This window comes from Aeoliella straminimaris (assembly GCF_024054565.1).
Taxonomy (GTDB): Bacteria; Planctomycetota; Planctomycetia; order Pirellulales; family Lacipirellulaceae; genus Aeoliella; species Aeoliella straminimaris.
The window spans coordinates 30,092-51,085 of the sequence record NZ_JAMXLR010000015.1 but is presented as its reverse complement, the minus strand read 5'-3'; the positions used below and the strand labels follow the sequence as shown (position 1 = coordinate 51,085).

17 protein-coding genes are annotated in these 20,994 nt (G+C 62.7%); 11 read left to right on the top strand and 6 right to left on the bottom strand.

Annotated features, from left to right (window positions below; translation table 11 throughout):
- Window positions 1–16 precede the first annotated feature (16 nt).
- Both mutS and NG895_RS03380 read right to left on the bottom strand, forming a co-directional pair.
- Window positions 17–2,689 (bottom strand): DNA mismatch repair protein MutS, encoded by a 2,673-nt coding sequence (gene mutS, locus NG895_RS03385; protein WP_252851044.1) that lies wholly within the window; start codon window positions 2,687–2,689, stop codon window positions 17–19.
- A 190-nt stretch (window positions 2,690–2,879) separates the two neighbouring features.
- The gene (locus NG895_RS03380) at window positions 2,880–3,464 is read right to left on the bottom strand and encodes a hypothetical protein (RefSeq protein WP_252851043.1); all 585 of its coding nucleotides are present in this window, start codon (window positions 3,462–3,464) and stop codon (window positions 2,880–2,882) included.
- Window positions 3,465–3,707: 243 nt separating this feature from the next.
- On the opposite strand from NG895_RS03380, the gene NG895_RS03375 reads away from it, so the two are divergent.
- The 9 genes from NG895_RS03375 (at window position 3,708) to NG895_RS03335 (ending at window position 12,728) form a co-directional block, all read left to right on the top strand.
- Window positions 3,708–3,929 carry a hypothetical protein gene (locus NG895_RS03375; protein WP_252851042.1) on the top strand — a complete coding sequence of 74 codons (222 nt, stop codon included), beginning with the start codon at window positions 3,708–3,710 and terminating at the stop codon, window positions 3,927–3,929.
- A 3-nt stretch (window positions 3,930–3,932) separates the two neighbouring features.
- Entirely contained in the window at window positions 3,933–4,124 is a 192-nt protein-coding gene (locus tag NG895_RS03370; RefSeq protein WP_252851041.1) for a hypothetical protein, read from the top strand.
- A 57-nt stretch (window positions 4,125–4,181) separates the two neighbouring features.
- Complete coding sequence (locus NG895_RS03365; protein WP_252851040.1) at window positions 4,182–4,394, top strand: hypothetical protein; 213 nt, start codon at window positions 4,182–4,184, stop codon at window positions 4,392–4,394.
- A 177-nt stretch (window positions 4,395–4,571) separates the two neighbouring features.
- Complete coding sequence (gene folD / locus NG895_RS03360) at window positions 4,572–5,435, top strand: bifunctional methylenetetrahydrofolate dehydrogenase/methenyltetrahydrofolate cyclohydrolase FolD (protein WP_252851039.1); 864 nt, start codon at window positions 4,572–4,574, stop codon at window positions 5,433–5,435.
- Window positions 5,436–5,722: 287 nt separating this feature from the next.
- On the top strand, window positions 5,723–7,114 hold the full coding sequence (locus tag NG895_RS03355; protein WP_252851038.1) for an L-serine ammonia-lyase: 1,392 nt from the start codon (window positions 5,723–5,725) through the stop codon (window positions 7,112–7,114).
- A 114-nt stretch (window positions 7,115–7,228) separates the two neighbouring features.
- Window positions 7,229–7,471: a hypothetical protein gene (locus NG895_RS03350; protein ID WP_252851037.1), complete on the top strand. Its 243-nt coding sequence runs from the start codon at window positions 7,229–7,231 to the stop codon at window positions 7,469–7,471.
- Between the two features lie 70 nt (window positions 7,472–7,541).
- On the top strand, window positions 7,542–10,805 hold the full coding sequence (mfd, locus tag NG895_RS03345; protein WP_252851036.1) for a transcription-repair coupling factor: 3,264 nt from the start codon (window positions 7,542–7,544) through the stop codon (window positions 10,803–10,805).
- A gap of 78 nt (window positions 10,806–10,883) precedes the next feature.
- Window positions 10,884–11,996 (top strand): peptidylprolyl isomerase, encoded by a 1,113-nt coding sequence (locus NG895_RS03340; RefSeq protein ID WP_252851035.1) that lies wholly within the window; start codon window positions 10,884–10,886, stop codon window positions 11,994–11,996.
- A 9-nt stretch (window positions 11,997–12,005) separates the two neighbouring features.
- Window positions 12,006–12,728: a phytanoyl-CoA dioxygenase family protein gene (locus NG895_RS03335; RefSeq protein ID WP_252851034.1), complete on the top strand. Its 723-nt coding sequence runs from the start codon at window positions 12,006–12,008 to the stop codon at window positions 12,726–12,728.
- Between the two features lie 31 nt (window positions 12,729–12,759).
- Here the strand turns inward: NG895_RS03335 and NG895_RS03330 are convergent, their stop codons facing one another.
- The 4 genes from NG895_RS03330 to NG895_RS03315 form a co-directional block, all read right to left on the bottom strand.
- Window positions 12,760–13,725, bottom strand: a complete 966-nt coding sequence (locus NG895_RS03330) for a DUF1559 family PulG-like putative transporter (protein WP_252851033.1) — start codon at window positions 13,723–13,725, stop codon at window positions 12,760–12,762.
- Between the two features lie 38 nt (window positions 13,726–13,763).
- A complete protein-coding gene (locus NG895_RS03325) occupies window positions 13,764–15,059 on the bottom strand; it encodes a PEP-CTERM sorting domain-containing protein (RefSeq protein ID WP_252851032.1) in 1,296 nt (431 codons plus the stop codon).
- Between the two features lie 111 nt (window positions 15,060–15,170).
- Window positions 15,171–15,875: a lamin tail domain-containing protein gene (locus NG895_RS03320; RefSeq protein WP_252851031.1), complete on the bottom strand. Its 705-nt coding sequence runs from the start codon at window positions 15,873–15,875 to the stop codon at window positions 15,171–15,173.
- A 177-nt stretch (window positions 15,876–16,052) separates the two neighbouring features.
- Window positions 16,053–17,873, bottom strand: coding sequence for an NADPH-dependent assimilatory sulfite reductase hemoprotein subunit (locus NG895_RS03315; RefSeq protein ID WP_252851030.1), 1,821 nt, complete (start codon window positions 17,871–17,873; stop codon window positions 16,053–16,055).
- Window positions 17,874–18,084: 211 nt separating this feature from the next.
- Between NG895_RS03315 and NG895_RS03310 the strand changes: the two genes are divergently transcribed.
- On the top strand, window positions 18,085–18,597 hold the full coding sequence (locus tag NG895_RS03310; protein ID WP_252851029.1) for a phosphatidylglycerophosphatase A family protein: 513 nt from the start codon (window positions 18,085–18,087) through the stop codon (window positions 18,595–18,597).
- A 129-nt stretch (window positions 18,598–18,726) separates the two neighbouring features.
- Window positions 18,727–20,931: a DUF2961 domain-containing protein gene (locus NG895_RS03305; RefSeq protein WP_252851028.1), complete on the top strand. Its 2,205-nt coding sequence runs from the start codon at window positions 18,727–18,729 to the stop codon at window positions 20,929–20,931.
- Window positions 20,932–20,994 lie beyond the last annotated feature (63 nt).

The following is a 20,994-nucleotide window of genomic DNA, read 5'->3' as shown; positions in this document are numbered from 1 at the left end:
GCTAAGCCGCGAGCGGTTACAGCCCCTTCTTCATCCGATCGATCACGGCCATCGCCTCGAGCGGTGTCATCGAATTGAGGTCCAGCTCGCGGAGTTCGCTCACCAGGGGATGCTCGGCCGTTTCGAACAGCGTCAGTTGCAGCGAGCCGTTCTTCGAGGCTTTCTTCTTCGTGTGCGGCTCGGGCAGCTCGGCGTGTGCCTCGTCCACGCGATGCGCCGCCTCGAGCTCGGCCAGGATCTCTTCAGCCCGCGAACTGACGGCCTTCGGCACGCCGGCCAGCTGGGCGACGTGGATACCGTAACTGCGATCGGCCGAGCCCGGCACAATCTGGTGCAGGAACACGATCTTACCGAAGTGTTCGCGGACCATTACGTTCAGGTTGGCCACGCCTACCAGCTGGTCGGCCAGTTCGGTGAGCTCGTGATAGTGCGTGGCGAACAGCGTGCGGCTGCCGATCGACTCGTGCAGGTACTCGACGATGCTCCAGGCGAGTGACAGCCCGTCGTAAGTGCTGGTGCCGCGGCCGATCTCGTCGAGCACCACCACGCTGCGATGCGTGGCGGTGTTCAGGATGCGAGCGGCCTCGGTCATCTCGACCATGAAGGTACTCTGCCCGCGGGCCAGTTCGTCGCTCGCGCCCACGCGGGCAAACAGCCGATCGGCCACGCCGATGCGAGCACGGCGGGCCGGCACGAAGCTGCCGACCTGCGCCATCAGCACGAGCAGCGCCGTCTGGCGAATGTACGTACTTTTGCCCGCCATGTTAGGGCCGGTAATGAGGAGGATCGAGGGGTTAGGGACGAGGGACGAGTCCTGGTGTTGCGCGCCCCTCGCCTCTCGATCCTCGTTCCCTACTCCATTTCCTGCGCAACGCGTGTCGTTCGGGACGAACGTGCCGGCGGGCTCGGTGGCTTCGACCACGGGGTGGCGGCCCGCTTCGATTTCGAGCACCGGCTCCTCGGCGATTTCGGGACGGACGTAGTCCCGCGCCCGGGCCACCTCGGCCAGACTTGCCAGGGCATCGAGGTCCGCCAGCGCCGCCGCGGTGGATAACAGCCGCGGTCCAGCCTGGGCCGTGAGTTCGCGAAGTTCGGCAAACAGTTCAAGCTCCAGCGCCAGCACCCGCTCTTCGGCGCTCAATACCTTTTCTTCGTATTCCTTCAGCTCCGGTGTGATGTACCGTTCGGCGTTCTTGAGTGTCTGTTTGCGGATGTACTCCTCGGGCACCTTGTCGCGGTGGGCGTGCGTCACCTCCAGGTAGTAGCCGAACACCTTGTTGAAGCCGACCTTCATGCTGGGGATGCCGGAACGCTCAATCTCGGCCGCCTGGTAATTGGCCATCCACTGCTTGCCGCCACTCATCAGCTCGCGCAATTCGTCGAGCTTCTCGTGCGCCCCCACGCGAATGAACCCGCCATCCCGCGCGACCAGCGGGCAGTCGTCGGCCAGCATCCCTTCGAGCTTGCTCCGCAGCTCAGGACAGAGATCGACCCGCGACTCAATCTCGGCCAGTAGCGAGCTACTGCGGCCCGTGAGCTTCGCCTTCAGCGCCGGCAGCGCTGCCAGCGTCCGACCAACACACGACAGATCGCGCGGCCCCGCGCGGCCGGTCGTCACGCGGGCGATCAGCCGCTGCAGGTCGTAGATGTTCTTAAGCGCTTCGCGAATGGCAGCGGTGAGTTTGGTCTCGGCCACCAGTTCGGCCACCGCGTCGAGCCGGGCGTTGATCGCCGCGGTGTCGACCAGGGGATGCGCAAGCCACTCACCGAGCCGCCGCGCGCCCATCGGCGTGGTAGTGCGATCGAGCACGTCCAAGAGCGTTCCCTCGCGGCGACCGTCGCGTAAGGTTTGCGTGATCTCGAGACTTCGCCAGGTGGCCGCATCGATCTCCAGCGACTGGCCTTCGCGCAGAGGCACCAGCGTGGAGATATGCGACAGGTCGGTCTTCTGCGTTTCGGTCAGGTACTCGAGGATCGCCCCGGCGGCGGCCATAGCTTGGCGATCGCCCGCGTTCTCCTCGTCGAAGCCAAAGCCTTCGAGTGTGTTGGTACCGAAGTGCTTGGCCAAGAGCTCCATCGCTTGCTTCTGCCCAAACGCCCACGGCGGCCGCGTGGTCACCAGCCGCTCGCTGGTCCAGATCCGCGGTAGCTCTTCGCGTTGGTCGTCGCTCACCACCAGTTCGGTCGGGGCGATACGGGCCAGCTGGTCGGCCGTTTCGTTGGCGGCCAATTGCGCGGCCATAAACACGCCAGTCGACAGGTCGACCCACGCCAGCCCCACCCGCGCGGCGTCTTTGTCCAGGACCAGCGCCGCCAGGTAGTTGCTCTGCGAAGGATCGAGCAGCGAGTCGTCGGTCACTGTGCCACGACTCACCACGCGGGTGATGTCGCGCTTGACGATGCCCTTGGCCTGCTTGGGGTCCTCCATCTGCTCGCAGATCGCCGCGCGGTAGCCGGCGGAGATGATCTTCGCCAGGTACTGGTCGAGCTGATGATGAGGAAAGCCGGCCATCGCCACGGGGTTTTCGCCCTTGTCGCGACTGGTGAGCGACAGCCCCAGCACGCGGGCGGCCGTCTTGGCGTCGTCGTAAAACAGCTCATAGAAGTCGCCCATGCGGAACAGCAATAGCGCATCGCCGGCCGTCTCCTTGGCCTGGTGGTACTGCTGCATCATGGGACTAAGTGCCATCGCGTCGGTGCTCCGCTGGGATCGTTGGGGGCCCTCTATGCTAACGAACCGCCGCGGCGAAAGCAGGGGGCTGTGCGGTGTGGAGAAAACGGGGATTCACCACGGAGTTCACGGCGAACACGGAGAGTTTGGCGGTGGCATGCGACCCGTAGATCCCCCAATGGGTAAGGCAATTGGTGCTCAACTGACCTCACTTCCATCTCACAGGTGACTCCGGAAGCGAATCCAGAAAATCGGGGTTGGCACCTTCGAGCCAAACAAACACGCCGTCCGATCGAATTACACGTAGCAATGACATGCCTGCCATACCGAAAAGCACTATCCCGGCTATCATAACAAGAATACCAATGACCAAGCCTCCAAGTGGCAGAGGCGCAAGAGGGTTGTCAAAGTCTCCTGTTAGAAATGCGCCGGCGAAACTAAGTGCGAACGCCAAAATTGGGCCAACAATCACCATTGCGATTCCCAGTCTCCATCTCTTGCGGGCGATAGCCTGGTAGGCTGGCGATAGTCCAATACGATACTTCAGTCGTCTGCGATTAACGAATTCCATGACTGCCCGCCCCGATCTTCCCAGTAACAATCTGGCGGCCTGCTCTCCTGTGGATTCGTCAACTTGGATTTGTCCTCGCAGAAGATCGGCCTCGAAAAGGTAGTCGGCTGTATCTACTGCATCATTCGTCTTCACACATCTCGGTGGAAAAATTGCTCCCTCTAGTGGGACAACCAGCCATCTGCTCTCACGGCTTACGTTTGCTTCGGTGATATTATTCATGATAGACAAGTGCGAAGACTGACTTTAGTAATGGGACTGCGGTGTTAATAAAGTCGCTACTTGTTGCGACTAACTCGTCCGCCAAGAGTATACTCGAATGCTTTACTTTCAGGCTACTCTGCAGACACTACTGCGCCAGTTCAGCGACGCGAGCTGCTCGGAATTCGTGACCTCTGTGGTTGATTTCCTTGACCACCACCAAGCCGTTATACTAAAGGTGCAACTTCCCCTAATCGCCCCGCTATGAAACGCTTCACCATCACCCGGTTGCTCGAACTCTCGGCGCTGTTGTGGGTCGGGGTGGCGCTGCTCAACTATGCACCGGCTTGGGTGTGGGTGGTGATCGGGGTGCTCGGGGGGATCGCGCTGTTGCCGGTGCTGGCGATTGGTGTAATCGCCGGGTTCTACTATCCCATTGCTCAGGGGGTGAAGCTCCTGGGCCGCGGCGATAAAGAGGGGGAGTAACGAGTGCGACGCTTTAGGCTTTGGAGTTTGCTGTTGCTAACCGCCGTGATGGCTTACCTTATGGCGATTACCAGTGGGCCTGACGAGCAGATCGCCAACATGGTGCTGCTGACAGGCGTGGTGTTGTTTGTGCTGGCCGCCCTGGGAGGGGCTCATCGGCATCCTGGGCGAGGTTGGCAAGTCGCTACGCGGTAGCCGCGTCGAGCAGGATCGGCCCGCCACGCGTACTTCGAAATAGGCGGGTCGACGATCATGCCACGCTATTCTATCGCTGCTCTCTTGTTGCTGACGTTCGTGATTGCGATGGAGTTGACTGCTTGGCGGATCGAGCCCCTGCTAGCGGCATTCCCACTGGTTCCGGTCGTTGCACTGTTCGTGGTGCTATTGGTGGCGACCATTGGGCGAGTGGTCTCCGCGTTATTTGGCGGTGGTTGGTCGCGGCGGCGGCGGGACGTGGAGGAGTAGTCGCTGCGGTGGTGGTAAGGACTCTCGAACTATCGCGAATGGCAAGCCAGCGGCGAGTTTGCTCGTAAATCGACCACTGGCTTGCCCTTCGCGGTCCACCCCCTGGCTGCCAAGGAAGCGAGCGCGCCGCTATACTCAGCGGTTTCGCTTTCCCCTCTCTCCCCGCAGCGATCCAGCATGTCCGATACGGCTCAAATCATCGACGGCAAGGCAATTGCCAAGCAGATTCGTGACGAACTGGCCGTTGATGTGGTGGAGTTCATTCAGAACAATAGCGTCGTGCCCTGCCTGGCCGCGGTGCTGGTGGGCGACGACCCGGCCAGCGAAGTGTACGTTCGCAACAAACGCCGGGCGTGCGAGCACGTGGGCATCGACAGCCAGTTGCACCGCCTGCCGGCCGATACCACCCAAGACGAGCTATTGGATCTGGTGGCCAAGCTGAACAAGGACAACGAGGTGCATGGCATCCTGGTGCAGTTGCCGCTGCCCGCGGGGCTCGACGCCGATCAGATCCTGCTAGCGGTCTCGCCGGCCAAGGACGTCGACGCGTTTCACCCCACGAACGTCGGCCGGCTGGTGCAAGGCAAGCCGCGGTTTTTGCCCTGCACGCCGCATGGCGTGATGCAGCTTTTGAAGCGAACCGGCATCGACACCGCGGGCCAGCACGCCGTGGTGGTGGGGCGGAGCGACATCGTGGGCAAGCCGCTGGCCCAGTTGCTCTCGGCCCGCGGCGCGGACGCCACCGTGACGGTGTGCCACAGCCGCACCAATGACCTTCCCGGCATCACACGGCAGGCCGATATCCTGATCGCCGCCATCGGCAAGCCGGAGTTCATCACCGGCGACATGATCAAGCCCGGCGCGGTCGTGATCGACGTTGGCGTGAACCGCACCGATGCGGGCCTGGTGGGCGATGTGGAGTTCGAATCAGCCTCGAAAGTCGCGAGCCACATCACCCCCGTACCGGGTGGCGTGGGACCGATGACCATCGCCATGCTGCTCGTGAACACCCTGCGGGCCGCCCAGGCGCTAGAGCAATAGCCGGGCGTTGGTGCTCCCTCTCCCAGGCGGCCGGTTGGTCGATGCTTGTCGCGCCGCATGCAGGCACCTCGGGCAGGGCTGGTGACTTTGCGCATTGGTGGTCTGTTTTTTGCCGTAGATGGTTGGCTTCAGGCGGCCGAGTGATTCTACTGACAGTTTCCCGCTCCCCCGCGGCCCTGCCGACTGATAGCTGGGGACCTGGGGTCGAGTCTCCCCGAGTCCCTGCCGGTGTCGCCCGTGGGGGCCTGCGGAACTTCGACCCCCGCCGCCCTTGGGTCCTGCCTGCCATGATTAGCATTCTCGACTTCTTCACCATTGGTATCGGTCCTTCCAGCTCGCACAGCGTGGGCCCGATGCGGGCTGCGAAGACGTTTGTCGACCGGCTGGTCGAGCGAGAGTTGCTCGAACGGGTTGCTCGTCTCGAAGTCACCCTGTACGGATCGCTCGCGCTCACTGGCAAGGGGCACGGCACCGACAAGGCGGTGCTGCTGGGCTTGTTGGGCGAGACGCCCGATGGCGTGGACGTCGACACGATTGACGCCCGCATCGCTCAGATCGAAACCGACAAACGGTTGACCCTGGCGGGCACCCACGCCATTGATTTCCGCCCGCAGAAGGATCTGAAATTCGATCGCAAGACCAAGTGCAAGGTGCACCCCAATCAATTGCGGCTGGTGGCCATCGATGCCGAGGGCGAGCAGTTGGCAGAAGATGTCGTCTACTCGGTAGGCGGGGGATTCGTGCTCACGGCGGCCGACATTCAGGCCGCCCAGGAGGTCGAGGCCTCGGGTAAGGTTCCGCCGGACAGCCGCCCATACCCGTTCCGCACCGGTGCGGAACTGCTGGCCCGCACCAAGGAGACGGGTACGTCGATCAGCGAAGTGGTGCAGGCCAACGAACGGGTGTCGCGGAACGAAGAGGAGTTTCGCGCCGAAGTGCTCAAGCGGTGGCAGGTGATGCAGGACTGCGTAAAGAAGGGCTGTCAGGCCGAGGGCATCCTACCCGGCGGGTTGCAGGTTCGTCGCCGCGCACCGGCTTTGTGCCAGAAGCTCAAAGAGCGCGGACAGTCGCCCGACCCCTTGGCCACCTTGGATTGGGTCGACCTGTTCGCCCTTGCGGTGAATGAGGAGAACGCTGCGGGGGGACGCGTGGTGACGGCCCCCACCAATGGGGCGGCGGGCATCATCCCGGCCGTGCTGCACTATCACATGCGATTTTGCTACGGCGCAAGCGAAGATACCGTCGTGCGATTCCTGTCGGTGGCTGGCGCGATCGCGCTGCTCTACAAGGAGAACGCGTCAATCTCCGGCGCGGAGGTCGGCTGCCAGGGCGAAGTGGGTGTCGCCGCTTCGATGGCGGCCGGCGCACTGACCGAGGTGCTGGGCGGCACCGTGGAGCAAGTGCTGCAAGCGGCCGAGATCGCCATGGAGCATCACCTGGGGCTTACTTGCGACCCCATCGGCGGCCTGGTGCAGGTGCCGTGCATCGAACGCAACGCCGTGGCGGCGGTCACAGCCATCAATTCTTCGCGTATGGCCCTGGCCGGCGACGGCGAACACAAGGTGTCGCTCGACAAGGTGATCGCCACGATGCGGCGCACCGGTGCGGACATGTCGGCCAAGTACAAAGAGACGGCCCGCGGTGGCCTGGCGATCGAAGTGAACGTGATCGAGTGCTAAGCCTCGCTTGGTGGGTTTTGTTTACAGATCGCCCGTCCGCAGCTAGGATAAGGCCCGTGGCGGGAAGTCCGTGGCGACTTGCTTATCTTCATCATTGCTCGAGGGGCGTGTGCCGTGGCTTGGCTTTTTGAACGCACGGTGGAAACGGCGGCCTGGATCGCCCTGGTGGTGACCTGGGTGTCGATTGGCATGGCGATTTACTATTTCTGCCGGTGGTGCGGGACCCTGCAGGCCGACGAGGCCGACTGGTACCTGCTGCGGGACGCGGCCAAGTCGGCCGGCGCGGCGGTGGGCTTTGCGCTAGCACTGGGCGGGCTGGCCTGCGTCGACCGCTTTCTGTTCGACGCCGACGAGTAAGCGTACGGCCAATACCTGCTGATTCTCGGCTGGCTGGTTTCGCCTTCCGGCGCTACAATGTCCCGTGACCATGGACGATACCCCTGTGGTCGCCGAGCGGGCGGGTCCCGATGCCGGGCCGCTCGCCGAGCTGACCGCCGAGCTTGAACGACTCGACGGCTTCGCTGCAGTGCAGGCCAGCCTCACGGCGGGCCATAGTGGCACCCTGGGCGGAGTCTGGGGGTCGTCGTGCGCGCTAGCCGCGGCATCGCTCACCCGGCAATGTCCGGCCACGCTGGTGGTGGTCACTCCCCGACAGGCGATGATCGACACGTTGGCCGACGACCTGGCCCTGTTCACCACCACGCCGGTCACCTGCTTCCGCCCGTCGGAGGCCTCGCCCTCGCGCAGCGTGGTGATCGATGAAATCGAGTGCGAGCGGCTCCGGACCATCAAGCAACTGGCCGAGCGGCCCTCCGACATCCGCATCATCGTCAGTTCGATCCAGGCGTTGATGCAGCCAGTGGCCAGCCGCGACGTGCTGCGTGAATCGACCCGCGTGCTGAAGACGGGCCAAACGCTGGACGTCGAGGAACTCAGAGAGTGGCTTACCACCCGCGGCTGCCATGGTACGTCGGCCGTCGAGCTACCGGGCGAGTTCGCCATCCGCGGCGGCATCGTCGATCTCTACCCACCCGAGGCCGAGGCCCCGGTGCGGCTGGAGCTGTTTGGCGACGAAGTCGACTCGATCCGCGAGTTCGACGTTGCCACGCAGCGGAGCCTGGCCAAACGCGACAGCGTGGCCATCACCATGCTCGACCCGCAGTCGCCGGTCCGCTCGCACTTTACTAGCTACCTGCCCGAGGGGAGCTGGTTCCTGCTGGTCGAGCCAAGCGATATCGACGAGGAAGGGCGGTACTTCCACGAGCGGCAAGATGCCCCCGACCGGCTGCACAGCACCAAGACCACGTTGGCCGAAATCTTCAAGTTCCCGTCGGTCACCGCCGCGGGCATTCCGGCCGGCAGTTACGAGACCACCTGTCACTTGGGCTTCGAGTCGGTCGAGCGGTTCAGCGGCGACTTGCAGAAGGTCCGCGCGGAACTCGAAAGCGTAGCCGGCGACGAGCGGGTAATGCTGGTGTGCGAGACGCCGGCCGAGATCGAACGACTCAAGGAGTTGTTTGCCGGGTCGGCGCTGGTGAAGGAACATCGGCTGGAGTTCGTGATCGGCCGGCTGCACGAAGGCTTTCGTATTGTGCCGCGCAAGACGCTGCTGCTCTCCAGCGCCGAACTGTTCCACCGCCATGCGAGCGTCGCCCGCACCTCGCGGAGCTACCAGGGCCGGGCGATCGATAGCTTTTTGGAGCTGAAGCAGGGCGACCTGGTGGTGCACGTGGCCCATGGTATTGGTCGCTATCGCGGTATGAAGCTGCTGGAGAAGGAAGGCCGCGCCGAAGAGCACCTGGAGATCGAGTACGACGGCGGCACACGGATTTACGTGCCGAGCTTCCGTATCGAACTAGTGCAGAAGTACGTTGGCGGCAAGAAGCTCAAGCCGCCACTGGCGAAGATCGGCGGCAAGGCATGGGTGCGGCAGAAAAAGGCGGCCGAAAAGGCCGTGCACGACCTGGCCGCCGAGATGATCGAGCTGGCTGCCAAACGCGACGCCCGCCCTGGAATTCGCTTCCCCGAGGACACGCCGTGGCAGAAGGAGTTCGACGCCGCGTTCCCCTACCAGGAAACGCCGGACCAACTGACAGCCATCGCCGACATTAAGGCCGACATGCAAATCACCCGGCCGATGGACCGCCTGCTGTGTGGCGACGTCGGTTTCGGTAAGACCGAAATGGCGATCCGCGCGGCATTCAAGGCGGTCGACGCGGGTTACCAGGTGGCCGTCCTGGTGCCGACCACGGTGCTGGCCGAACAGCACCGCCGAACGTTCGCCGAACGGATGTCGGAGTTCCCCTACGAAATCGCCGCGGTGTCGCGGTTCTGTACCGCCGGCGAGCAGAAGATGATCCTCGAGCGAACCAAAGAGGGCAAGGTCGACATCCTGATCGGCACCCACCGCTTGGCGTCGGGCGACGTGGCGTTTGCCAACCTGGGGCTATTGATCATCGACGAAGAACAACGTTTCGGCGTGGCCATCAAGGAACGCTTGAAGGCGATGCGAACCGTGGTCGACGTGCTGACCATGACCGCCACGCCGATTCCTCGCACGCTGCACCTGTCGCTGCTTGGCGTGCGGGCGATCTCGAACCTCGAAACGCCGCCGGCCGATCGTGTGGCGGTCGAAACCCGCGTCACTCGCTTTAACGACGAACTGGTCCGCAGCGCGCTCTTGCGGGAGCTGAACCGCGGCGGCCAGGCCTACTTTGTGCATAACCGCGTGCACGACATCAAGAACGTCGCTGAGCGGCTGCAGCAGATCGTGCCCGAGGCCCGCATCTTGATCGGCCATGGGCAGATGCGCGAGGGCGAACTGGAGGACGTGATGGTGAAGTTTGTGAACCACGAGTGTGACATCTTGCTGGCGACCACGATCATCGAGAGCGGCCTCGACATCCCCAACGCCAATACGATGTTCATCGACGACGCCGACCGCTATGGCCTGGCCGACCTGCACCAACTGCGGGGCAGGGTGGGGCGGTACAAGCATCGCGCGTACTGCTATCTGCTGGTCGACGAAAACCGTCACCTCTCGCCCGAGGCCGCCCGGCGACTGCGGGCCATCGAGGAGTTCAGCCAAATGGGCGCCGGCTTCGCCCTGTCGATGCGAGACCTCGAGATCCGCGGTGCTGGCAACCTGTTGGGCACTCAGCAGAGCGGGCACATCGCCACGGTGGGGTACGAGATGTACTGCGCGATGCTGGAGAAAGCCGTGCGGCAATTCAAGAATCTGCCGCCGCCGGATTCGATCGACGTGAACATCGACCTGCCCGGCTCGGCGTACCTGCCACCGCAGTACGTGGCCGACGCCCGGACCAAGATCGACCTGTACCGGCGGCTGGCCCGGCTGACGACCATCGCCCAGGTGGATGAGTTCGCCGGCGAGCTATCCGATCGTTTCGGCCCCCTGCCCGAGGTGGTCGAGAGCTTGCTGGAGCGCAGCCGCCTGCGCATCTGGGCGCACGGCTGGGGTATCCACTCGCTGCACCGCGATGGCCGGTACGTGGTGCTAGCGTATGGCAACCGAGCGAAGCTGCGGCGACTGGTGGAACGCGCCGGCGGCGATCTCCGCGTCGCCGACACCGTGAGTGCCTACTTCTTGCTGTCCGATCCCGAAGGATCGTCCGAGACGATGCTCGCGGAGATCAAATCGCTCTTGCGGCCAGCGGCGGCAGCTGCGTAAACTCCCGCCGCGTTGGAATGTTTGGAACTCCCGGCCCGAGAACGGCCGGGCTCGCTTGTCTCAACGAATACCAATACTGTGCTTCGATTGCTTCTCTTTACGACGATCTTTTCCGTGGCGCCCGCCTGCTACGCGCAAACGCCTGGTGACGCGGGTCCCAAGAAGCTCCAAGGCGCGGAGGTTATCGCCCGTATTGATAAGCAGGTCATCCTGGCCAGCGACCTGTTGTGGGAAGTGCGACTGCTAATCGAACGCAACACGGTTCCCCCGGAACAGGTGGATGAAGCGACGCAGTTCCTCATGCAGCAGCAGCTGCGAGGTTACATCGACACCAAGTTGATGTACGCCGACTTCCGCCGCAACGCGCCTGGCGCCGACATGAAGGCCATTCGCGGTCAGTTGAACGATCCATTTTACAACGGTGGAGGCTCGGGTAAGTCGCCGGGCAGCGTTCCCGGCCTGATGGATGCCCTGGAAGTCGACAACATGCAGGACCTGGAGGCGAAACTGCACGAGCTGGGCACCTCGCTGGCCGATCGCAAAGAGGCCTTCGTCGAAAAAGCCATCGCCCAAACCTGGGCTTCCGAGCAGATTCGGGTCGACAAGCCGACCTATACACAACTGCTCGACTACTATCAGAAGCACAAGGAAGACTACGCTTACCCCACGCAAGCCAAGTGGGAGGAGCTGGTAGTGCAGTTCAGCAACCATCCCAGCAAAGAGGCGGCACGCAAAAAGCTGGTCGTGGCGGGCAACCTGTTGTGGCGGCGAGTGCAGCAGCAGCCGGCAGTGGGCGAGCCGGTGTTTACGGACGTTGCTCGCAAGTACTCCGAAAGCTACACGGCCGAGGACGGTGGCCTGCACGGTTGGACAACCAAGGGTGCGCTAGTTGACACCACGCTCGACACGGCACTGTTCACCCTTCCGGTTGGAGCGCTGAGCCCCATCATCGAAACCGCGTCAGGCCTGCAAATTGTCCGAGTGGTCGACCGCCGCGAGGCTGGATATACCCAGTTTGCCGATCTTCAAGATGAAATTCAAAAGAAAATGACCAACGAGTCTTTTCAGGAGAAGATGCAGGAACATCTCGGTAAGCTGCGTGGCGAAACCCGCATTTGGACCATCTACACGGGCGACACTACTGCCCAGGCGTTCCTGGAATCGCCTCCGAGTCCCGTGATGCGGCGTTAGAATGGCGGCATGCTCGCTGCCCATCATCTAGCCGAACTCGATGCCAACGGATTTACCATGGTCCGGGGCGTGCTTGTTGCGAACGAGCTTGAGCGGTTGCGCGTGGCGCTCGCAAATCTAGTTCTAGCTGGGGGCACCGTGCGTGAAAAGTCGAGCAACGCCCGGCGGCTGCTGGAATGTTGCGATGACGTGCGCAAACTAGCTGCCAGCCAAGCCGTGCGACAATTGGTAGAGCCGGTGCTCGGTCCCGATGCCTTTGCGGTGCGGGGTCTGCTGTTCGACAAGGTCGAGTCGGCCAACTGGCGCGTCGGTTGGCATCAGGATTTGATGGTGCCGGTGGTCGAGCAGGTCGATGCCCCCGGCTATTCGGCATGGAGCACCAAGGCTGGCGTGGTGCACGTGCGGCCGCCAGCCGACGTGCTGGCGGCGATGCTGACGCTACGCGTGCATCTGGACGACTGCCCCACGCAAAACGGGCCGCTGGAGGTGCTGCCCGGTTCGCATCGATGCGGCATCGTGCCGGAGTCGCAGGTCCGCGACACAATCGACCCGAGCCGTGTTGCCACATGCACGGCCGTCGCAGGCGACGTGCTGCTGATGCGGCCGCTCCTGCTGCACGCGTCGAAGGTCTCGACCCAACCGCAGCACCGCCGGGTGGTGCATCTGGAGTTCGCCAGCGAGGCGCTGCCAGGCGGCGTGACGTGGTATCGGGCGGAGGAGCATTCCAGCTAGATCTTGGTGCACTGCCCGGCTTCGCAAGACCCTAGTTGGGAAACTCGACAATCTCCCCACCATTGCGCGACGCCAGCGACTGGATCGTGGCCAGTTCAAGGTCCTCGGTGACGAAGTGCACCGAGCCGTCGGCCAGTAGGGCGTTCGCCCCGCCGGGGTGATCGGAGCGAATGTCTTCGTCGTACCAGGAAACCGCTGGTTCGGCGTTGATCGGATGCTGTACAGCCGAGACGTTTTGCCCGGCCGCCCAGATGCCGGTCTCTTCGCCGCGACCACTGCACTCGGCAACCATCATCGTGTTGGAAAGCCCGTCGGTGATGTCCTTGGCGCGAACCTTTGGTGGCACCAGCAGACGATTCGCGCGGGGCAGGTCCTTGAACGAGAGCAGCATGCCTCGATTGGGGCCGTACGGCTTGTTGCTGTCGGCCGGATTGAGGGCTGTTTTGTGAGGCCCCTTCACGCCGAGGTAGTCGATGCAGGCCATGCCATCGTCGTCGCCCGTGTCGAAGCGGTCGCCGTCGCCATCCAGGTCGATCACACGATCGTCTACGTCCCGCGTGGCGTGCGTCAGCGATTGGCTGGGGCACAGGTACATATCGATCAGGTCGGTAACCGGGCCCGGCGCCGTGGCGGTGCCTTTGTTCTCCACGGCGTCCAGATCCTTGGTGAAGTCGATCAGGTCGTGCAGCGCGTTTTGCTCCATGTGCTCCAGCAGGAACACCGACCAGGAGAACTCGTCGCCAAACTGCACAAACCGCTTCTGACCCGGCGGAAACTGCTTGGTGGTCGACTCGTAGTTGAGCATCCCCAGGCCGATCTGTTTCAAGTTGTTGGTGCATTGCATCCGGCGAGCCGCTTCGCGGGCCGACTGCACCGCTGGCAACAGCAACGCGACGAGAATGCCAATGATCGCGATCACTACCAGTAGCTCGACCAGCGTAAAGCCACTCGGCGATCGGTGAGCACGCCCAGTCTGTTTGCGATGGAGTAAATGCACAGCAGCTTCCTTTCTACAAGGCAAGTTGAAAGTTGAGATCACGTTGCGGATCGAGACCGGTGCCGCCAGCCGATCAGGCCGCCGGCCCATGCCAGTAGTGCCAAGGTGCCCGGTTCGGGCACCGCCGCTGAACCGACGCCAAACAGGGCGCCGTTGTCGCCGAAGTGCATCTTCCAGATGTCGTAGTCGCCGGCGTCCACGATTCCGCTGCCATTGCCGTCGGCCTGCCACAGGGGCGATCCCAAGTGGTTGCGCCACACGGTGTAGTCGGCCAGATCGACCAGGCCGTCTTCGTTGTAGTCGCCTTTGAGAAGCCAGCTACGAATGATGGTGAAGTCCTGCTCCTGGGTCAGGTCGCTCCAAATGTTAGGCTGGCCGAATGTGCTGGTCTCGCCGTCTTCGTAGGCGAAGGTCAAACCCGAAGGGTCGCTGGTGGGATCGACCTGCAGGCGGGCGACTTCGTTGCTGTTCAGTCCGCCACCGCCCCATAGGTCGTTGAAGATTACCTCTTCTCCGATCGGCCCCAGTTGCACCGCCGAAGCGGCATCCAGGATCGATACCTCCCAGGCGTCGTTCGTCACGGAGAACTCGCCAGATTCTGGCTCGTCGCCCAGGTAGTCGTCGGGGTTGAAGACTTCGGTCGTAATCAATGGCTCCGCCAGATCTCGCTCGTGCTTGGTGCTGACATGAATCCACCAGTCGTCCGCGTTGGGATTGAAGCTGGTGTCGGTCGACAGGTCGATCACGTAGTCCACGTCCTCTTCGGGAACATTGTCGGTCCGCAAACGGTCGTTGACGTCGGCTTCCGTGTCGTCGGGATCGTCGCTGAAGTCGGTGTCGACTTGAATGTACTGCCTCTCGCTGACGGTGATGATGGTTCCGGCTCGCAGGTCGCTCCATAGATCGTCCTGGGAAAAGGTGATCAGGCCGCTGCGGCGGCCACCCAGGCCACTGAGCGACTTGTCGGTGTCGTACTCTTCCGACCACTCCAGTTGCCAGCCGCGAACATCGGCGTGGTCGACCGTCACCACCAGTTCGATCCAATTGCCGCCATTGCCTTCGATCCGCCCGTCGGGCGTGCCTGCGGCAATGCCCTCGGGCGAGCCTTCGATCATGGCCAGTTCGGCGAGGCTGGCGAAGTACTTGTCTTCCTTCTCCGGTCGCGTGGCCGCCACGGTGCCGCTGTAGCTGTCTTTGTCCAGATAGTCGCCGTTGCTAACGGCGTTGTACTCGTTGATGATGATCGGTAGCTGCGCGATAGCGCTGTGGTGGCAGGCGAGCGCCCAAGTGAAGGCCAACAGCGGATAGGTAGCAGAGAGTCGGCGTGTTTTCATGTTTCTTGACGAATCGTTTTGGGGACATTCCAGCCGCGCGGTAACACGTTTCGACCGACCAGCACCCCATGGGGCCGGTCGGTCGACAACGGCTATTTGTCGGCTCTCGAGCTAGGCCAATCGCTTGCGAACTGCAACCAGGCCGGCCAGGGCCAGGCCTGCCAACAGGCAAGTCGCCGGCTCGGGCACCGCGCCCACGCTGCCGGGCGAGCCATAGTCGCCCATGGAATCGGCGAAGGAGCCCAGCACCCCCGGGGCCGCCAGCACAAATTGCTGGGGATCGGAGCCCGGCACCCATACGGCCGATTGGTTCTCGTAGGTGTCGCTGCCATCGAAGTTGCCGGCGGCCCAGTCGCCCGCGTGGGTTTCTTCGGGCGAAGAGACGCCGTATTTGAGCGTCAGGACCAGGTTGTCGCCGGCATCGAACAGGTTGATGGTGTCGCCCTTGCCGAGGCCCGCGCCGTCGTAGTAGCCAACCTGCACGCCGGACAGTCCGCCCCAGGCGTCGCGGAACACAGTTTCGTCAGCTGCCGCGTCGGCGGTAGCCAGTTGGAAGAACACGACCGACTCGCCGGGCACAATGCTGGTGATGCCCTCCAAGGCTGCGGCTTCGGCGAGGTCGGCGCTTTCGTCGTCGAACTTCCAGCCGGTGATGTCGACGGCCGCGGCGCCGGTGTTGGTGAGTTCGAAGTAATCCTCGGGGTCGAACTGCGACTTCGTGCGCAGTTCGGTGATCATGATTTCTGCGTTGGCGACCTGCACCAGGCCAAAAACTACCGCCAGCGTGCTCAACCAGCGCAATGTACCCAATTTCATTGGTGCTCCTGCCTTTCTCCCGTCAGAGTGATTCCCAAGCGTCCGTCAGCTCTGTTGGCCGATCCGGTGGAACAAGCGCAAGGGTGAAGAAAGGCAGTAGTGTAATACCTTGGGCGCGCAGTAGCGTTAAGGCTGGGTTAAGCAGCCGAGAACATTGCATGAAGAAAGCGTAAAGACCTACGCTGGCAGGCCTTCCTTACCCACCCGTTCGCAGAAGTCGCTGAACGTTTCGCCCGGCTGGCGAGTGTCGCGGAACTGGCGGAATATCGGCACCAGGGTCGACACGACTTCGGCTTCGGGAACCAGGTCCTTGTAGATCCAGTTCAGTCGGTCGCCATGACGGCGGCCGCCCAGAAAGATGGTGTACTTACCCTTGGTCTTGCCAACCAGGCCAATGTCGCTGTTGTAAGGGCGAGCGCAGCCATTGGGGCAGCCGGTCATGCGGGTGGCGAATACCTCGTCCTCGAGGCCCAGGTCGGCGAGTTGCTTTTCCATTTCGTCGATAATCGAAGGCAGCATCCGCTCGCTCTCGGTAACCGCCAGGCCACACATCGGCAGCGCCGGGCAGGCCATGCTCCACCGCCGGGCGGCGGAGATCTCCTCGGTGAGCTTTACATTGTGGTGCACCAGGGTGCCCTCGACCAGTTCCCGATCCTCTTCGGTCAGGTCGCAGAATAAGATGTTCTGGTGCGCCGTCAGTCGGATGGTGGGGGCGACGGTCGTGCAGACTTCGCGCAGGGCGGACATCAACTGCTGATGCTCGTTGTCCTTGACCCGGCCGTTCTCCACAAACAGCCCATAGAAGTAACGCCCATCGCCCTGCTCGTGCCAGCCAAGGGTGTCGTTGTAATCCTGAATTTCGATGGGGCGAGGCTCCTCGAGGTCGGCGCCCAGGTACTCTTCGACCTTCTTCTTGAATTTCTCCAGACCCCAGTTCCGTACCGTGTACTTCAGGCGAGCCGTTTTGCGGTCGGACCGATTACCGAAGTCGCGCTGCACCTTGAGGATGGCCTTCGCTACGTCGATAGCCGGGGTGTTGTCGTCGGCGACGGGAATGAAGGCCATTGGCATGGCCACCGCGGCGTAGGTCTTGGCGGCGCTGGGGGTAACGCCCATGCCGCCGCCGACCAGCACGTTGTAGCCGACGATGTCAAAGTCCTCGCACACGGCCAGGAAACCGACGTCCTGCGCGTAAACCTCGCCCGAGTTGTCGCCGGGCAGGGCGACGCCCAGTTTGAATTTTCGCGGCAGGTAGGCCTTGCCGTATAGCGGCTCGGTGTCTTCGGCTTTTTTCGCGCCGTTGGCCGCGGCAACGTTGGTTTTCTCGCCAGTTTCCTGGTCGGTCAGCCAGATTTCGGCGTAGGCCGAGGTCTTGGGCTTAAGTTCAGCGGCCAGTTTGTCGGCCAGCAGTTGCATCTTGTCGTACACCGGGTCGTTCTTGTACGGAGCGGGCGAGCACATCAGATTGCGCCGCACGTCGCCGCAGGCCGCCAGGGTGGTGAGCTGCACGTCGTTGATGCGGCGGATCGCCTGCTTCAGGTTGCCTTTCAGCACCCCGTGAAGCTGCAAGCCCTGGCGAGTGGTGATGCGAAGGGTGCCATCGCCCAGTTCGGTGCCCAGGTCGAGGTGCTCCAGCAGTTGGCCGCTGGATAATTTGCCGCCGGGAATGGCGGTGCGGATCATGAAGCTAAAGTACTTGCCGCCCGGCACGCCTTCGGCCTTGGCCTGGGCGCGGAGGTCGCGGTTGTCTTGCTCGTAGCTGCCGTGGTGCTTGAGCAGCATGGCGTTATCGCTGCTGAAGTTCGGCTCGCCGTTGACCAGCTCTTCGGCAATCGTGCCGCGCAGGTAGTTACTGGCCAGCTTGACGCCTTCGGCTTTGCTTGGCTTGGCCTCTTTGTTGGACGCGGCTGGTTTGGCGGCCGCCTTCTTGAGTTGATCAAGCGGATTGGGCTTCGCTTTGGAAGTGGTCGGTTGAGGCTGGTCGGAGGAAGCTGACATCGCGCACAATGGGGCAGAGGGAAGCTGGATGGGAGGGGCGTAAACGAGTGGGGTGGAGGCCGATACAGGCGGCATTGTTCATCAAGTTGATAAACATTCTCCACTTTGCCCTGTCTATCTGGCAATCATAGCTGGCCGCGGGAAGATGGGAAACGGAGACTTCCCCCAATTTCACCCGCTTGTTTACGGATTACAGGATCAAAGCCCCAAAATGACGCCCGATGAGCCTGCTGCACCACGACGCTACACCCTGGCTGTTTGGCTGGCTTCGGGGTTGGGCGTTGGACTGTTCGCTCGGGCGCCCGGTACGTTCGGCGCCATTTGGGGGCTGCCGCTGGCCTGGGCCTACTTCCAGTTACCCGGCGTCTGGACCTGGGTGGCGGCCGCCATGGTCGTGGCGCTGGGAGTGCCGGTTTGCGACCGGGCGGCCCGCGATTTGGCGATGAAGGACCCCGGCCCCGTGGTGTGGGACGAGTTCGCCACGGTGCCGCTGGTGTTTCTGTTGGTGCCACTGTCGGGCATTCCTGTCATGAGTGACATCTGGATTGCACTGACCGGCTTTGGCCTGCACCGCGCGTTCGACATCACCAAGCCCTGGCCCTGCAACCGGCTGGAACGCCTGCCTGGTGGATGGGGCATCATGGCCGACGACATTGCCGCGGCCCTGTACGCCGCGGTGACGTTGTGGGTGCTGGTGTGGGCGTTTGGCGCCTGGTATGGCTGAACCGCAGACCAGATGTGCGTGAAATTGCATCGCCCGTGCGCAGTATTTGGTTGAGACCGGCGCGCGCCTGCGGTACGGTGAGGCCAACAGGCATTGTCGGCGAGTCTTTTCACCCTACCTAGGCACCCCATGAAACCGCGCTTTCTGTTGTTGGCATTCGTTCTTGCGATGCTGTTTCCATCGCATCCGGTACAAGCGCAGCTCGAACAGTCGGACGAGCCACCCGTCATTCCGGTGGGGCTCGATGCCTATCGCATGTGGGATCGGTTGCCGCAGCACCGCATCGGCGCACGGGCTTACATGCGGAGCACCTACGACCGCGAAGGAAACAATCGCAGCGCCGACTCCAGTCATTATCTCTACCAGGAGTCGGACGATTTCAACGCCGCGCTCGACATCACGGGCCCGGGGGTGGTGTACTTCAAGCGGACCAACCACTGGCATGGCTCCCCTTGGCACTACGAGGTCGACGGGCAGGACACCATCGTCAAAGAGACAGCCACTGCCGATCCGGTGAACGCCAAACGCGATTTGCAGCAAACCACGTTTATTCCCCAGGAGCTTTTTCCCGAGCCGCTGGTCTGGACCTGGTCGACCACCAAAGGGGCCGACCTGATGTGGGTGCCGCTACCGTTTGAAGAGACCTTCCGTTTCGGGTACGGCCGCACGTTCTACGGCACCGGCTACTACATTTTCCATCGTTACGCGCCTGGCATCGAGAATCTCTCGCAGCCCATTCACTCCTGGAGCAAGTCGCCGCCGGCAAGCGATGTGCTCGACCTGATCGACCGCTCGGGCACCGACATAGCGCCACAGGGCGATGGGGTCGAAACCATCGAGCGCAATGGCCTGAAGCTGAAACGCAACCAATGGACCACGCTGGCAGAGATCGACGGTCCGGGCAACATCCGCGCGCTGAAGTTCACGGTACCCCGGTCCGAGGCCATGGATTTTGGTAAGGCCCGTCTGCGGATCACCTGGGACGATCGCTGGCACGCGTCGGTCGACGCGCCGGTCGATTTGTTTTTCGGTACCGGGCTGATTCACAACGACAACGGTCGCGAGTACCTGGTGCGGGGTTTTCCGCTGTCGATTCGCTACGACGGCGACCAGGTGCACCTCGACTGCTACTGGCCAATGCCCTTCTTCAAGAATGCCAAGTTGGAGATTCAGCCACGCGGCGAATTGGAGGAAACCGAAGTCGACTGCCAAGTGCGGGTCACACCGCTCGAAGGTCCCGCGAACCACCACACCTATTTCCACGCCACGTACTCCGACCATCCACATCCCGTGGTGGGGCAGGACATCACGTTTCTCGACACGACCCAGGTCGAAGGGGGTGGCGACTGGTCGGGCAACTTTGTCGGCATGAGCTGGATCTTCAGTCGCGATGGCAATCTTACGACGCTCGAAGGCGATCCGCGGCTGCTGTTCGACGATTCGCAAACGCCACAGGGCTGGGGCACCGGCACCGAGGAGTGGGGCGGCGGGGGCGACTACTGGGGCGGCGAGAACATGACGCTACCGTTTGCCGGGCATCCGGTCGGCAAGCGGAAGAATCGCATCCAAACCGAACACGACCTGGTGAACTCCGCCTACCGGTTCCTGATTGCCGATCATTTCCCCTTCGGCAAGAACGCCAAGATCAACCTCGAACACGGGGCGGTGAACCTGCACGACCAGCACTACTCCGGCGTAGTCTACTGGTATGGCATCGATCAACCGACGCTGGTGCTTACGGATCATTTTGCTGCTTGCGACGAGAAGATCGAGGTGCCCGAGCACGAGTACCAGAGTCCCACGGCCAGTGAGCCTTACACGCTGGTGTCGCGTTACGAATGGGGGCCCGACCATCGCGGTGCGCGAATGCATTTTCCTGCTCAGCAGGACCAGGTGCGGACCATGAACGGCACCTCGACGTTCAAGATGCGGCTCGATCCCGAAAACCACGGGGCACTGCTCCGCCGCAAGTTCGACTACCAATACCCCAACCAGCAGGCCCGCGTTTCGGTGCGGCCCGCCACCGGGGGCGAGTGGCAGGAAGTGGGCATCTGGAGAACGGCCGGCTCGAACACCTGTGTCTACAGCTATCCGCGAGAAGCGGGCGAGCTCGGGGCTGCCGAGCATCGCGTCGTCACGTCGAACCGCCGCTGGCGCGAAGCGGAGTTCCTGCTGCCGGAGAAGCTCACCCGCGGCCTCGACCGCATCGAAATCCGCATCGAGCATTTGCCCGACAACCGCGAACTGTATCCTGGCCACCCGTTTCCCGAGCCATCGCTATGGTCCGAGTCGCGGTACTGGCTCTATTCGTACCGGGTGCCGCAGCTCCCGTGAGCATTCAGTAAACACCAAAGCCCAACGACGGCAGTCCGTCGTTGGGCATATGGTGCTTTGTCG